This is a genomic window from Streptomyces sp. NPDC103540, from assembly GCF_055584445.1.
Genome location: NZ_JBVJMA010000017.1, coordinates 1 through 16482, shown reverse-complemented (window position 1 = coordinate 16482; position 16482 = coordinate 1). Strand labels below are relative to the sequence as shown.

Annotated in this window: 2 protein-coding genes and 1 pseudogene; all 3 read right to left on the bottom strand. The window is 74.8% G+C overall.

Annotated elements, in window-relative coordinates:
• Positions 1 to 9 precede the first annotated feature (9 nt).
• On the bottom strand, positions 10 to 10941 hold the full coding sequence (locus ACZ6ZI_RS32525) for a type I polyketide synthase (RefSeq protein ID WP_469527218.1): 10932 nt from the start codon (positions 10939 to 10941) through the stop codon (positions 10 to 12).
• A 93-nt stretch (positions 10942 to 11034) separates the two neighbouring features.
• Positions 11035 to 11103: pseudogene (locus tag ACZ6ZI_RS32520) on the bottom strand (hypothetical protein); the annotation flags it as partial.
• A gap of 90 nt (positions 11104 to 11193) precedes the next feature.
• On the bottom strand, positions 11194 to 16482 hold a 5289-nt coding region (locus ACZ6ZI_RS32515), incomplete at its 5' end, for a type I polyketide synthase (RefSeq protein WP_469526934.1).

Below are 16482 nucleotides of genomic sequence, written 5' to 3'. Positions count from 1 at the left end.
GCCGGTCGATCAGTCGGTGCCGAGTTCGCCGTCGAGCAGGTCGAACAGCTCCTCGTCGGAGGCCTCTTCGACCTCGATCGCGGTGGTGTCGCCGCCCGGCCCGCCGGTGCCGGCGCCGTCCTCCCGCCACTTCGCGAGCAGGACCTCCAGCCGCAGCGCGGCCGTGGCGCGCGCGGCCCGGTCGTACGGGGGCCGGGCGAACGCGGCTTCCAGTCGGTCGATCTCGGCGAGCGGCGAGCGGGCCGTCGGGCCGCCGTCGCCGGTGGGCAGGGCGGTGGCGAGGTGCTCGGCGAGGGCCGCCGGGGTGGGGTGGTCGAACAGGAGGCCGGCCGGGAGGCGCAGTCCGGTGGCCGCGCCGAGGTGGTTGCGCAGTTCCACGGCGGTGAGGGAGTCGAAGCCGAGGTCGCGGAACGCCTGCGCGGCGCCGACCGCTTCGACGGAGGCGTGGCCCAGCACGGCGGCGACCCGGGCCCGGACGAGGCCGAGGAGGATCCGCAGGCGCTTCTCCTCCGATGCCCCCGCCAGCTGCCCGGCCAGTACGGAGGCCCCGGCCCCGGGGGTCGGCTCCTGGTGGGCGGGCGTACGGACGAGGCCGCGCAGCAGGGCGGGGGGCGGCAGGGTCGCGGCGCGGCGGCGCAGGGCGGGCAGGTTCAGCCGTACGGGCAGGAGCACGGCGTCGGCCGCACCGGCCGCGGTTTCCGCCTCCGGCGCCGGCTCCGGCTCCGGATCGGTGGTGGCGAACGCCGCGCCGGCCCGCGCGGTCGCGGCGTCGAAGAGGGCGAGGCCCTCCTCCGGGGACAGCGGTGTCACGCCCGCCCGGGAGATCCGGGCGAGGGCGCCCGCGCCGGCCTCGCCGAGCATCCCGTGCCCGCCCTCCGCGTCCGCCCAGGGACCCCAGGCCAACGACACGGCGGGCAGTCCGGCCGCCCGACGGGACTGCGCGAGGGCGTCCAGACAGGCGTTGGCCGCGGCGTAGCCGGCCTGGCCCGCGTTGCCGAACGTACCGGCGAGCGAGGAGAACAGGACGAACGCCGACAGGTCGCGGTCCCGGGTCAGTTCGTGCAGGTGGAACGCCGCGTCCACCTTGGGTCGCAGTACGCGGTCCAGCCGGTCGGCGGTCAGCGATGCGACGAGGCCGTCGTCGAGGACACCGGCGGCGTGCACCACACCGGTCAGCGGGTGCGCGGCGGGGATCGCGTCGAGTACGGCCGCCAGGGCGGCGCGGTCGGCCACGTCGCAGGCCGGCGTGGAGACCCGGGCGCCCAGCGCCGTCAGTTCGGCCACGAGGGCGGGCATGCCCTCGGCCGCGGCTCCCCGACGGCCGGCCAGCACGAGGTGCCGTACGCCGTGAGCGGAGACCAGGTGCCGGGCCACGAGCCGCCCCAGAGCGCCCGTCCCGCCGGTCACCAGGACGGTGCCCGCCGAATCCGGGACCGGGCCCGGTCCGGCGGGGGCCGGCGTGCCGGTCGTCGCGGTGTCGGCGGCCCGGTCCAGTCGCGGGACGAACGTCCGCCCGCCCCGGACGGCGCACTGCGGTTCGCCGGTGGCGAGGGCCGTCTCCAGCCCGGCCGCGAGCAGCGCCTCGCCGTCCGCGTCTTCGTCCCCGTACTCGTCCACGTCGACGAGGACGAGGCGGTCGGGGTGCTCGGCCTGGACCGCCCTGACCAGGCCCCAGACGGCGGCCCGGGCCGGATCCGGCCGGGCCGCGTCACCCGCGCCGACCCGGACGGCGTCGCGGGTCACCAGGACGAGACGTCGCCCGTCCTCCTCCCCGGCCGGGAGCGCCGCCAGCCACTCCTGTACGCGTTCCAGGGCGCGGCCGGTCGCGGACCGTACCGCTTCGGCGGCGTTCGCGGACCCGTCGGCACCGGCCTCGTCCAGCCTCACGATCCGGTCGGCGCCCGACGGCCGGGGCGTGGTGGTCGGGAGCGCCGGCAGCTCGGTCCAGACGACGCGGAACAGCGCGTCCTGGAACCGCCCGGCCCGCGCCGCCGCGAGCTGCCGGGCGGAGACCGGCCGCAGGACGAGCGCGTCGACGGACGCGACGGTCCTGCCGGCGGCATCGGCGGCCGACAGCGACACGGCGTCGGGTCCGGCGGGCGTCAACCGGACCCGCAGGGCCGCCGGCCCTCCGTCGGCGGTCCCGGAAGCGGGGTACACCGTCACCCCGCTCCACGAGAACGGAACCCGCGGCTGATCCGGTCCGGATCCGGTGTCGGTGTCGGTGCCAGCGCCGATCTCGGTGCCGGTGTCGGTGCCGCCCAGCAGGTCGGCGTCGAGGGCGACGGCGTGCAGCGCCGCGTCCAGCAGCGCGGGATGCAGACCGAACCCGGCGACGTCGGTCCCGTCGGGGAGTTCCACCTCCACGAACAGGGAGTCGCCGCGGGTCCACGCGGCGCGGACGCCGCGGAAGAGCGGACCGTATTCGAGCCCCAGGCCGGCCATCCGTTCGTAGAGGGAGGCCGGGGACCCGCCGTCGACGGCGACCGCCTGTGCCGGTGGCCACGCGAGGAGTCCGGGAGCGTCGGCGTCGTCAGCCGCCGGGCCCTCGGTGGAGGAGGCGACCGACAGGGTTCCGACGGCGTGGCTCGCCCACGGCGCGTCGGACGGTCCGTCGAGGGGACGGGAGTGGATCTCCAGGTGGCGGCGACCGTCACCGTCGGGCGCCGCCACCCGCACCTGCACCCGCACGGCGCCGTCCTCGGGGACGACGAGCGGGGCCCCGAGGGTCAGTTCGTCCAGCCGGTCGCATCCCACGGCCTCGTCGCGGGCGGCGTACAGGGCCAGGTCCAGGAGGGCCGTACCGGGGAGCAGTACGGTGCCCAGCACCACGTGGTCGGCGAGCCAGGGGTGCGTGGCGAGCGACAGCCGCCCGGTGAGTACGAGCCCTTCACCGTCGGCGAGCGGGACGGAGGCACCGAGCAGGGGGTGCTGTACGGCGGCCAGTCCTGCGGCCGTGACGTCACCCGGAGCGGGGGCCGCCGAGAGCCAGTAGCGGGTGCGTTGGAAGGCGTAGGTGGGCAGGTCCACGCGCTCGGCACCGCGCCCGGCGAAGACGGCCTCCCAGTCGACGGGGGTGCCGTGGACGTGGAGGTGGGCGAGCGCGGCACTGACCGCGGCCCCCTCGGGCCGGTCCGTCCGCAGGAGGGGGACGGTGAGCGCCTGCCCGTCCAGCACCTCCTGGGTCATGGCGGTCAGCGCGCCGCCCGGGCCGATCTCCAGGTACGCGCCCACGCCCCGCGCGGCCAGGGAGCGGACCGCGTCGGCGAAGCGGACGGTCTCGCGGACGTGCCGCACCCAGTAGTCGGGGGTGCGGAACCCCTCCGCCGACAGGGGCTCCCCCGTGAGCGTGGAGACGATGGGCAGCGTCGGCGTACCGAAGGTCATGCCGGCCGCGATCTGCCGGAACTCCTCCAACATCGGGTCCATGAGCGGGGAGTGGAAGGCGTGCGAGACGGCGAGCGGCTTCGTCTTGCGGCCGTCGGCCGCCAGACGGTCGACGACGGCCGCGACCGCCTCCGCCTCACCCGAAACCACCACCGACGTCGGCCCGTTGACGGCAGCGATACCCGCCCGATCCTCGAAACCGGCCAGGAGGGCCCGTACTTCATCCTCCGAGGCCTGGACGGCGACCATCACGCCGCCTTCCGGCAACCCCTGCATCAGGCGACCCCGCGCGGCCACCAGACGGGCCGCGTCCTCCAGCGACAACACCCCCGCCACGTGCGCGACCGCGAACTCACCCACCGAATGCCCGGCCAGGAAGTCCGGCCGCACCCCCCACGACTCGACGAGCCGGTACAACGCCACCTCGACGGCGAAGAGGGCCGGCTGCGCGAAGACCGTCCGGTTCAACAGCTCCGCGTCCCCACCGAACACCACCTCACGCAACGGACGCTCCAGATGGACATCCACCTGCGCGCACACCGCGTCGAAGGCATCCGCGAACACCGGGAAGGTCGCATACAACTCCCGCCCCATGCCCAGCCGTTGACTGCCCTGCCCCGAGAAGAGGAACGCGCGCTTGACGGCCGGCGCGGCGGCCTCCGCCCCGACCACGGCCGGTGACGGGTCGCCGTTCGCCAGGGCCGCCAGGCCCTCCAGGGCGCCGGCCGGGTCGGGGGCGATCACGGCCGCGCGGTGCTCCAGGGCCGTGCGGCTCGTGGCCAGGGAGTAGGCGATGTCGGTCGCCGCGCGGCCTCCGTCGCGCCCTTCCACGCGTGCGCGGGCGTGGGGCAGCAGGGTGCGCGCCTGTGCGCGCAGCGCGTCGGGGCTCTTGGCGGAGAGCACCCACGGAGCCGGCGGCGGGGGTGCGAGGGAGGGGCGCGTCCCGCTGTCGGGCCCGTCCGTGCTCGGTGCCTGTTCCAGGACGACGTGGGCGTTGGTTCCGCTGAAGCCGAACGAGGAGACCGCCGCGCGACGAGCTGCGCTCCCGTCCGGCCAGTCGACCGGCTCGGTGAGGAGGCGTACGGCGCCGGAGGACCAGTCGACGTGCGGGGTCGCCTCGTCCACGTGCAAGGTCCGCGGCAACACCCCGTGCCGCATCGCCTCCACCATCTTGATCACACCACCCACGCCCGCAGCCGCCTGCGTGTGCCCGATGTTCGACTTCAACGACCCCAACCACAAAGGCCGATCAACCGGACGATCCTGCCCATAGGTCGCCAACAACGCCTGCGCCTCGATCGGATCACCGAGCCGCGTCCCCGTACCGTGCGCCTCCACCACGTCCACATCCAGCGCCGACAGTCCCGCGTCCACCAACGCCCGCTCGATCACCCGCTCCTGAGCCGGACCGTTCGGCGCCGTCAGACCGTTCGACGCGCCGTCCTGGTTCACCGCCGATCCCCGTACGACGGCCAACACCGGGTGGCCGAGACGTCGGGCGTCCGACAACCGCTCCACCAGCAACATCCCCACGCCCTCGCTCCACCCCGTGCCGTCGGCACCCGCGGAGAAGGGCTTGCAGCGGCCGTCGGCCGCCAGGCCTCGTTGCCGGCTGAACTCCACGAAGGCGCCGGGGCCGGCCATCACGGTCACACCGCCGGCGAGAGCCATCGAGCATTCGCCCCGGCGCAGGGCCTGGACCGCCAGGTGCAGCGCCACGAGCGAGGAGGAACAGGCCGTGTCGACGGTCAGGGAGGGGCCTTCGAGGCCGAAGGTGTAGGAGAGCCGGCCGGAGATGACGCTGCCCGAGTTGCCCGTGCCGAGGAACCCCTCGACTCCTTCGGGGACGGTGCGCAGCGAGGAGGCGTAGTCGTGGTACATGACGCCCGTGAACACGCCGGTGTCGCTCCCGCGCAGCGCGGCCGGGTCGATGCCGGCGCGTTCGAAGGCCTCCCAGGAGGTTTCCAGGAGCAGCCTCTGCTGGGGGTCCATGGCGAGGGCCTCGCGCGGCGAGATCCCGAAGAACGCCGCGTCGAACTCGGCCGCGTCGTAGAGGAACCCGCCCTTGAGGGTGGCGCTGGATCCGGTGCCGGTCGCGGAGAGGGGGCCGAGGTCCCAGCCGCGGTCGTCGGGGAAGTCGGAGATGGCGTCTTCCCCCGCCGCGAGCAGCTTCCAGAGGTCTTCGGGCGAGCGCACGGCGCCCGGGTAGCGGCAGCTCATGGCGACGATCGCGACGGGTTCCTCGGTCGCGGCGGCTCGCCCGTCGGGTGTGGCGGTCGTGGGGGCGGCGCCGGTCGGGCGGGCGCCGGCCAGTCGGTGGAGCAGGTGGTGCGCGAGCGCGTCGGGGGTGGGGTGGTCGAAGACCAGCCCGGCGGGCAGGCGCAGGCCGGTCGTGGAGGCGAGGCGGTTGCGGAGCTCGACGGCGGTGAGGGAGTCGAAGCCGAGTTCGCGGAACGCCTGGTCCGCTCGGACGGATTCGGGGCGGTCGTGGCCCAGTACGGAGGCCGCGTGCGTACGGACGAGCTCGCCGAGGAGGTCGGCCCGTGCCGGCTCGGGCAGGCCCCGCAACCGTTCGGTCAGGGCGGACAGGGCGCCGTCGGGGGCCGGTGGCGCGCCCGCTTCGGCGCGGCGGCGTACGGGCGCGGGGACCAGGTCGCGCAGCAGTGCCGGCAGGGTGCCGGCGCGGGCCCGCGCGCGCAGGGCGGGCAGGTCCCAGTGGGCGGGTACGAGTACGGGTTCGGTGGACTTCAGGGCGCGGTCGAGGAGTTCGAGGCCCTGCCGCGTCTCCAGCGCGAGGAGTCCGGAGCGGCCGATGCGCCGGTGGTCGGCTTCGGCGAGGGTGGCGGTCAGGTCGCTGGTACGGGCCCACAGGCCCCAGGCCAGGGAGGTACCGGGCAGGCCCGCGGCGCGGCGGGCGTGGGCCAGTGCGTCCAGGGCGGCGTTGGCGGCGGCGTAGTTGCCCTGGCCGGCGTTGCCGAAGACACCGGCGGCCGACGAGAACAGCACGAAGGCCGACAGATCCGTGTGCCGGGTCAGTTCGTCGAGGTGCAGGGCCCCTTCCACCTTGGGCGCGAACACCCGCCGCACGCGCTCGGGGGTGAGGGCCAACACCACGCCGTCGTCGGTCACGCCCGCCGCGTGCACCACGCCCGTCAGGGGGTGTTCGGCCGGGATCGCCTCCAGCAGGCGGGCGAGCGCCTCCCGGTCGGCGACGTCGCAGGCCGCGGTGTCCACGACGGCGCCCAGTGCGGCCAGTTCGGCCGTAAACTCCTCGGCTCCGTCGGCGGTGGGGCCCCGGCGGCTCGCCAGGAGGAGGTGGCGGACGCCGTGCGCGGTGACGAGGTGCCGCGCGACCTCCCGCCCGAGCGTGCCGGACGCGCCGGTCACCAGGACCGTGCCGTGCGCCGGGAACACCCGCTCGGGGGCGTCGGGGTCGGCCTCGGCGCGCTCGTCGGCGCGTACCAGGCGCGGTACGAGGAGGGCTCCCCCGCGGACCGCCAGCTGCGGCTCGTCGGTGGCGGCGGCGGCCGGGAGCGCCGCCGGGTCGTCGTCCTCGACGTCGACGAGGACGAAACGGCCGGGGTTCTCGGCCTGGGCCGACCGCACCAGCCCCCATACGGCGGCCTGCGCGGGGTCCGGGGCGGTCGCCGGGTCGGCGGAGACGGCGCCACGGGTGACGATCAGCAGCCGCGAGGCGGCGCGGCGCGGGTCCGCGAGCCACTCCCGCACCAGGGACAGGGCTGCCTGGGCGGCCGTACCGGGCCGGGTCGCGGCGTCGCCGTCCGCACCGGCGTCCGCGTCCGCGGTGTCCGGGGTGCGCAGCGTCACGGCCACCACGTCGGGGACGGCGTCGCCGTCGGGGCCGAGCGCGTGAAGGGAGTCGAGGGAGTCGAGCCGGACGATGCGTACGGCCGGGAAGCCGGCGGCCTCGGCGGCCGGGACGGTGTCCGGCGCGGTCCACTCCAGGCGGAACAGCCCGCCGCCGTTGCCGTCGGCCGCGGCGGAGAGCTGCCGCGCCGTCACGGGGCGCAGGAGCAGCGACTCGACGGTCAGGACCGGCCGGCCGGTGTCATCGCCGAGGTACAGGGAGACGGCGCCGTCGCCGGCCCCGGCCGGGGTGATCCGCAGGCGCAGTGCGGTGGCTCCGGTGGCGTGGAGGGTGACGCCGTTCCACGCGAAGGGGATCCGGGGGCCGTCGCCCGACACGGGCGCGCCGGTCAGTCCCACGGCGTGGAGGGCGGCGTCGAACAGGGCGGGGTGCAGCCCGAAGCCGGTGGCCTCGGTTCCCTCGGGCAGGGCGACCTCGGCGAAGACCTCTTCGCCGCGCAGCCACCCGGACCGGACGCCGCGGAACAGCGGCCCGTACTCCAGGCCGAGGCCGGCCATGCGGTCGTAGAGGGAGTCGGTGTCGATCGGTGCGGCCCCGGTCGGCGGCCACGCGGTGCTCGCGAGGCCCGGTACCGCCTCCGGGACGGTGCCGGACGACAGGAGTCCGGTCGCGTGGCAGGTCCAGGTGTCCGCCCCGAGGGCGTCGTCCGGTCGCGAGTACAGGCGTACGGCGCGCCGGCCGGCCGGGTCCGTACCGTCCACGACGACCTGGAGCTGTACGGCGTCCCGGTCGGGGAGCACGAGCGGGGCCTCCAGGGCCAGTTCCTCGATCCGGCCGCAGCCCACCTGGTCGCCGGCCCGGATCGCCAGCTCGACCAGTGCGGTGCCGGGCAGGAGCGCGGTGCCCATCACGTGGTGGTCGGCGAGCCAGGGGTGCGTGCCGAGGGACACCCTCCCCGTCATCAGCACGCCTCCGCCGTCGGCCGGGGTGACGACGGCGCCGAGCAGCGGGTGGTCGGCCGGCCGCAGGCCCGCGCCGGTGAGGTCCCCGGTGGCGGGCCGGGTCGCGAGCCAGTAGTTCTCGCGCTGGAAGGCGTAGGTGGGCAGGTCGACGCGGTGGGCGCCGCGACCGGCGAAGACGGCCTCCCAGTCGACGGTGGCGCCGTGGACGTGGAGGTGGGCGAGGGCGGTGGTGAGCGAGACGTCCTCGGCCCGGTCCGTGCGCAGGGCCGGGACCACGAGCCCGGCGCCGCCACCATGACCGTTGCCATCGCCATAGCCGTCGCCGTCGCCGTCGCCGTCGATCAGGCTTCGGGTCAGGGCGGTCAGGACACCACCGGGGCCCACCTCCAGGAAGGTGTCCACGCCCTGGTCGGCCAGGGAGGCGACGGCGTCGGCGAAGCGGACGGCCTCGCGGGCGTGCCGCACCCAGTGGTCGGCCGCGCGCAGCTCCTCCCCGGAGACCGGGCCGCCGGTGAGGGTGGAGACGATCGGGATGGCGGGTGGGCGGAAGGACACGCCGTCGACGGCGTCGCGGAACGCGTCCAGCATCGGATCCATCAGCGGGGAGTGGAAGGCGTGCGAGACCGACAGCGCCTTGCTCTTGCGGCCTTGTGCGGTGAGCCGCTCGACCATCCCGGCGACGGCGTCCGCGTCGCCCGAGACCACGACCGACGTGGGCCCGTTCACGGCGGCGATGCCCGCTCGGGCCTCGACGCCGACCAGCAGCGCCCGCGCTTCCTCCTCCGAGGCCTGGACGGCGACCATCACTCCCCCGGCCGGCAATCCCTGCATCAACCGGCCCCGCGCGGCCACCAATGCCGCCGCGTCCTCCAGCGACAACACCCCCGCCACGTGCGCGGCGGAGAACTCACCCACCGAATGCCCGGCCACCACGTCCGGCCGCACACCCCACGACTCCAACAGGCGGAACAACGCCACCTCGACCGCGAACAACGCCGGCTGCGCGAACTCGGTCCGCTCCAACAGCCCGGCGTCGCCGCCGAACACCACTTCGTACAGGGGGAGTTCGAGGTGGCCGTCCAGTTCGCCGCCGATCTTGTCGAAGGCTTCGGCGAACGCCGGGAAGGCTCCGTACAGCTCCCGCCCCATGCCGAGCCGCTGACTGCCCTGCCCCGAGAACAGGAACGCCACCGTCCGACGGGGGGTGGCCACTGCGGTGGCCATGCCCGCGCCGCCGCCCGCGGTGGTCTCGCCGCCGGCCAGTGACGTGAGGGCGCGGTGCAGTTCCCGCCGGTCCGACGCGACGATCGCCGCGCGGTGGTCGAGGGCGGCGCGGGTCGTCGCCGTGGAGAAGCCGAGGTCGGACAGCGACTGTTCCGGATGGGTCTCGCAGTGGAGCAGGAGGCGGCCGGCCTGCTCGCGCAGTGCGGTTTCGTCCTTGCCGGAGAGCAGTACGGGAGTGGCGGCGGGCGAGGGAAGCTCCGCGGGTGCCCGCCCGGCGTCGGGCGTGCCGGGTTCCGCTCGCGGGGGTTCCTCCAGGAGGACGTGGGCGTTGGTTCCGCTGAATCCGAACGAGGAGACGGCCGCCCGTCGGGTTCGGTCGGACGACGTCCACGTCACGGGCTCGGTGAGGAGGCGGACGTCTCCCGCAGACCAGTCGACGTGCGGGGTCGGCTCGTCCACGTGCAGCGTCCGCGGCAACACGCCGTGCCGCATCGCCTGCACCATCTTGATGATCCCGCCCACGCCGGCGGCCGCCTGCGTGTGCCCGATGTTCGACTTCAACGACCCCAACCACAACGGCCGACCAGCCGGACGATCCTGCCCGTACGTCGCCAGCAACGCCTGCGCCTCGATCGGATCACCCAGCGTCGTGCCCGTCCCGTGCGCCTCGACCGCGTCCACGTCACCACCGGACAGTCGGGCGTCCGCCAACGCCTGCCGGATCACCCGCTGCTGCGCCGGACCGTTCGGCGCCGTCAAACCGTTCGACGCACCGTCCTGATTCACCGCCGACCCACGCACCACCGCCAACACCCGGTGCCCGTTGCGACGCGCGTCCGAGAGCCGCTCCACCAGCAGCACACCCACGCCCTCGGACCAGCCCGTACCGTCCGCCGCGGCCGCGAACGGCTTGCACCGACCATCGGCCGCCAGCCCGCGCTGCCGACTGAAGTCCACGAAGGACGTCGGGGTGAGCATGGCGGTGACACCGCCCGCGAGGGCCAGGTCGCATTCGCCCTGCCGCAGGGCCCTGACGGCAAGGTGCAGGGCGACCAACGACGAGGAGCAGGCGGTGTCCACGGTCACCGCGGGCCCTTCGAGACCGAAGGTGTAGGAGACCCGACCGGAGACGACGCTCGCCGCGCTCCCGGTGCCGATGTAGCCGTCGACGTCCTCCACCGCGTGCTGGAGCACCGACGTGTGGTCGTGGTACATCACGCCGGTGAACACACCGGTGCGGCTGCCCTTGAGGGAGGTCGGGTCGATGCCGGCCCGTTCGAACGCCTCCCAGCAGGACTCCAGCAGGATGCGTTGCTGGGGGTCCATGGTCAGGGCCTCGCGGGGCGATATCTCGAAGAGGCCGGCGTCGAAGAGGCCGATCCCGTCGAGGAAGCCGCCTTCCCTGACGTGGCTGGTGCCGCGCCGGTCGGGGTCGGGGTCGTAGAGCCCGTCGAGGTCCCAACCGCGGTCCGTGGGGAAGCCCGTGACGGCGTCCCCGCCGTCGGCCAGGAACTCCCAGAGACCTTCGGGGGTCGTGATGCCTCCGGGGAACCGGCAGCTCATCGCGACGATGGCGATCGGCTCGTGCTGGGCCGCGTCGACGTCCCGCAGCCGCTCGCGGGCCTCGTGGAGGTCCGCCGATACCCGCTTGAGGAAGTAGCGGAGCTTCTCCTCGTTGTTCTTCGCCTGAAGGTCAGTCACCTGGGGTCACCTTTTGCTTCGAGCCTGTGGGGCCGGTGTTCGGCAGTGGGTCGTGGGTGTGGGGCGGATCTCGGACCACGGATCTCGGATTCAGGAGATCCCGAATTCCTTGCCGATGAACTCGAACATCTCGTCGTCCGTGGCGGAGTGGAGTTCGTCCGCGACTTCGGCGGGGGCCGCCGGGGCGCCGTCCGCGTCCGCTCCTCCTCCGTCGCCGGCGGTGGTCCATCGGTCGAGCAGGTGGCGCAGGCGTGCCGTGACGGCGTCGCGGGCGTCCTCGCCGGTCGTGGAGGTGCTTCCCAGGGCCGTGCCGAGGCGGTCGAGTTCGGCGAGCAGCGCGTGGACGTCCCCGTCGGCCGGGGCCGTCTCGGCCTTGAGGTACTCGACCAGGTCGGCGGGGGTGGGGTAGTCGAAGACGAGCGTCGGGGGCAGTCGCAGTCCGGTGTCCTCGCCCAGCCGGTTGCGCAGCTCCACCGCGGTCAGCGAGTCGAAGCCCAGGTCCCGCAGTGCCTGGCCCGGCCGCACCGCCTGGGGTGACGCGAGGTCCAGAACCGCCGCGACGTGCTCGCACACCAGGTCGAGCAGCAGCTTGCGCCGCTCGGGGTCGGAGAGGCCGCTCAGTCGGGCCGCCAGTCCCCCGCCGCCGGCCCCGGGGGGTGTGGACGTGGCGCCCCGGGCCGTTCCCGTACCCGCTCCCCCGATCGTCGCGGCGGCGGAGCGCCGGGCCGGAACCCCGACGAGGGGGGTGAGCAGGGCGGGCAGCGAGCCCGCGGCGGCCCGTTCCCGTAGGGCCGGCCGGTTCAGGCGTACCGGGACCAGGACGCCGCGCGGGTGCGCGGTCGCGGCGTCGAAGAGGTCGAGGGCCTCCTCGGTGGTCAGGGGCGACACCCCGCCACGGGCCATGCGGGCGCGGTCCGCGTCGGTCAACCCGGCGGTGATGCCGCTGCCTTCGGCCCACAGTCCCCATGCCAGGGACAGGGCGGGCAGTCCTGCCGCGCGGCGCTGTTGGGCGAGAGCGTCCAGGAAGGCGTTGGCGGCGGCGTAGTTGCCCTGGCCTGCCGCGCCGAAGACACCGGCCGCGGAGGAGAACAGGACGAAGGCGGAGAGTTCCGTCCCGCGGGTGAGTTCGTCCAGGTGCAGGGCCCCGTCGACCTTGGGGCGGAACACCCGGTCGATCCGTTCCGGGGTGAGTCCGGTGACGACGCCGTCGTCCGTCACCCCGGCCGTGTGGACCACGCCCGTCAGCGGTGCGTCCTCGGGGACCGCGGCCAGTACGTCGGCCAGTGCCCGGCGGTCGGCGACGTCGCAGGCGGCCAGGGTGACCCGTACGCCCCGCGCCGTGAGTTCCGCCTCCAGTTCGGCCATGCCCTCGGCTCCGCCGCCGCGGCGGCTGACGAGCAGCAGGTTCCGTACGCCGTGCCGGTCCGCCAGGTGGCGGGCGACGTGCCGGCCCAGCACGCCCGACGCGCCCGTCACCAGGACGGTTCCGTCGGAGGTGAACGCGGGCCGCGCCGGCGCGGTGTCCACCGGCTTCTCGGTGCGTGCCAGCCGGGGGACGAGGACCGCTCCGCCGCGCACGGCGAACTGTTCCTCTCCCGAGGCCAGCAGGGCGGGCAGCATCCGGACGGAGGCGGGGTCGCGGTCGATGTCGACGAGGACGAACCGGCCCGGGTTCTCCGACTGCGCCGAGCGCACCAGGCCCCAGATCGCGGCCTGGGCCGGGTCGATCTCCTTGTCCCGGTCCTCCTCGTCGCGGTCCTGGGCGACGACCGCGTTGGCCGTGAGGACGACCAGTCGGGCGTCGGAGCGCCGCTCGTCGGCCTGCCAGTGCCGGAGCAGTTCGAGCGCCCGGTACGTCGTCTCGTGGGCGTGTGCCACCGGGTGGTCGCCGTCCGGGTGGACGTCGACGGACGCGAGGACGACCGCCGGCGGTGCCGTCACGCCGTGGAGGTCCGCGCGGAAGGCCACGTCCAGGCCGGAGCCGTCCAGGGCGGCGCGCAGACCGTCGTCGCCGCCGATCAGCAGCCACGGCTCCGCCGGGCCCGTCGGGGCGTGGGCGGCCACGGGCAGGGCGGTCCATTCGACGTGGTGGAGCCGGTCCGGTCCGCCGCGTCCCCGACCGGCACGGGCGAGGTGCTCCGCCGAGACCGGTCGCAGGACCAGGGAGTCGACGGAGGCCACCGGGTGGCCGGAGTCGTCGGTGACCAGCAGGGCCACCGCGTCGGCGCCGGCGGGTTCGATCCTCACGCGGAGGGCGGTGGCTCCGGTGGCGTACAGGGTCACGCCGCTCCAGGCGAACGGCACGCGCCCCTGACCGGAGTCGGGCAGCAGGCCGCCCAGGCCGATGGCGTGCAGGGCGGAGTCGAGGAGCGCGGGGTGGATCCCGAAGCCCGTCACCGCCGTCTCCACGGGCAGCCGGACCTCGGCGAAGACCGTGTCGCCCCGCTTCCACAGGCCGTGCAGGCCCTGGAACACCGGCCCGTATCCGAAGCCGAGGTCGGTCAGCCGTGCGTAGGCGTCGGAGACGTCGAGGGGCTCGGCCCCGGGCGCGGGCCAGTCGACCGGGTGGTGCGGCGGCGCCGTCCGCCCGTGGACGGCCGCGGAGACGACACCGGTCGCGTGGCAGGTCCACGGCTCGCCGGGCTCGGCCGTCTCGGGGCGGGAGTGGACGGCGACCGTGCGGTGCCCGGTCGCGTCCGGGCCGCCGACGGCGACCTGGAGCCGTACGGCCCCGTCCTCGGGCACGACGAGGGGCGTGCCGAGCGTCAGCTCGTCCACGCGGTCGCAGCCCACCTCGTCGGCGGCGCGGAGCGCGAGGTCGACCAGGGCGGTGCCGGGCAGCAGGGTCGTGTCCATCACGGTGTGGTCGACGAGCCAAGGGTGGGTGGTCGCGGACAGCCGCCCGGTCAGCAGGGCCCCGTCTCCGTCGGCGAGGGCGACGGCGGCCCCCAGGAAGGGGTGCTCGGCCGCCACGAGGCCCGCGGCGGCGACATCGGCGGAGGGGGTGCCCGGTTCGAGCCAGTAGCGGCGGTGGTGGAAGGCGTACGTGGGCAGGTCCACGCGCCGCCCGGTGCCGCCGCGCCCGGCGAGGAAGGCCGACCGGTCGACGGGCGTGCCGTGGACGTGGAGGTGGGCGAGGGCGGTGGTGACGGCGAGGTCCTCGGCCCGGTCGGTGCGCAGCAGCGGGACGGCGACCGCGTCCCGGTCCGGGGAATCCTGTGCGAGGGCGGTCAGGACCCCACCGGGGCCGATCTCCAGGAAGGTGCGCACGCCGCTCGCGGCGAGGGAGTCGAGGGCGTCGGCGAAGCGGACGGCTTCCCGCACGTGGCGCACCCAGTACTCCGGCGTACGGAAGTCCTCGTCCGAGAGCGGACGGCCGGTGAGGGTGGAGACGATCGGCAGGGTCGGCGTGCCGAAGGTCATGCCTGCCGCGATCTGTCGGAACTCCTCCGCCATCGGGTCCATGAGCGGGGAGTGGAAGGCGTGGGAGACGGTCAGCGCCTTCGTCCTTCGGCCGTCGGCCGCCAGCCGGTCGACGACGGACGCGACCGCGTCCGACCCGCCCGACACCACGACCGCCGTGGGCCCGTTGACGGCCGCGATACCGACCCGGTCCTCGACGCCGACCAGCAGTGCCCGAACCTCCTCCTCCGAGGCCTGGACGGCGACCATCACCCCGCCGGCCGGGAGCGCCTGCATCAGACGACCCCGCGCGGCCACCAGACGGGCCGCGTCCTCCAGGGACAGCACCCCCGCCACATGCGCGGCGGCGAACTCGCCCACCGAATGCCCGGCGAGGAAGTCCGGCCGCACCCCCCACGACTCCACCAGCCGGAACAACGCCACCTCGACCGCGAACAACGCCGGCTGCGCGAACGCGGTGCGGTTCAGCAACTCCGCGTCCTCACCGAACACCACCTCACGCAACGGACGCTCCAGATGGACGTCCAGCTGCGCGCACACCGCGTCGAAGGCATCCGCGAACACCGGGAATGCCGCGTACAAGTCCCGCCCCATGCCCAGGCGTTGGCTGCCCTGCCCGGAGAACAGGAACGCGGTCCGCCCCTCGGCCGCAGGCGTGCCGGGTTCCACCTCGCCCCTCGTGACGCCGGACGCCGTGCGGCCTTCGGCGATCGCCGCCAAGCCCTCCAGCAGGGATTCGCGTTCGGTGCCCACGACGGCGGCTCGGCGTTCCATCGACGTACGCGTGACGGCCAGCGACCGCCCGATGTCGGCGAGGTCGAGGTGCGGGTGCTCCGTGACGTGCGAGGCGAGGCGTCGTGCCTGTTCCCTCAGCGACACCTCGTCCTTGGCGGACAGGAGCCACGGCACCACGCCGGGCTCCCGGTCGCTCGGGGCGGCAGGGGCGGGTTCGGGGTCCGCGACGTGTTCCAGCACGACGTGGGCGTTGGTTCCGCTGACGCCGAAGGAGGACACGCCCGCCCGTCGCGGCCTACCGTCCGCCTCCTCCCACTCCTGGGGTTCGGTCAACAGCCGGACCGCGCCGGCCGACCAGTCGACGTGCGGGGTCGGCTCGTCCACGTGCAGCGTCCGCGGCAGGACACCGTGGCGCATCGCCTGCACCATCTTGATCACACCACCCACACCCGCGGCGGCCTGCGTGTGGCCGATGTTCGACTTGAGCGACCCCAACCACAGGGGCCGATCCACCGGCCGGTCCTGCCCGTACGTCGCCAGCAACGCCTGCGCCTCGATCGGATCACCGAGCGTCGTGCCCGTGCCGTGGGCCTCGACCGCGTCCACGTCGGCCGCCGACAGACCGGCCTGCGCGAGCGCCTGCCGGATCACCCGCTGCTGCGCCGGACCGTTCGGCGCCGTCAAACCGTTCGACGCACCGTCCTGATTCACCGCGGATCCCCGTACGACGGCCAGCACTTGGTGCCCGTTGCGGCGCGCGTCCGAGAGGCGTTCCACGAGCAGCATGCCCACGCCCTCGGACCAGCCCGTGCCATCGGCCGACGCGGAGAACGCCTTGCACCGGCCATCCGCCGCCAACCCGCGCTGCCGGCTGAACTCCACGAAGGTGCTCGGTGTGGCCATGACGGTGACACCGCCCACCAGCGCCATCGTGCACTCGCCCTGGCGCAGGGCCTGCGCCGCCAGATGCAGGGCGACCAGCGAGGACGAGCACGCCGTGTCGACGGTCACCGCCGGCCCCTCCAGGCCGAACGTGTACGAGAGCCGGCCGGAGGCGACACTGCCGGAGGTGCCCATTCCGAGGTGGCCTTCGAGCCCTTCGGGTATCGATCCGCCGAGCTGGGAGCCGTAGTCGTGGTACATGACGCCCGCGAACACACCGGTACGCGAACCCCGCACCGTCACCGGATCGATCCCCGCCCGCTCGAACACCTCCCACGA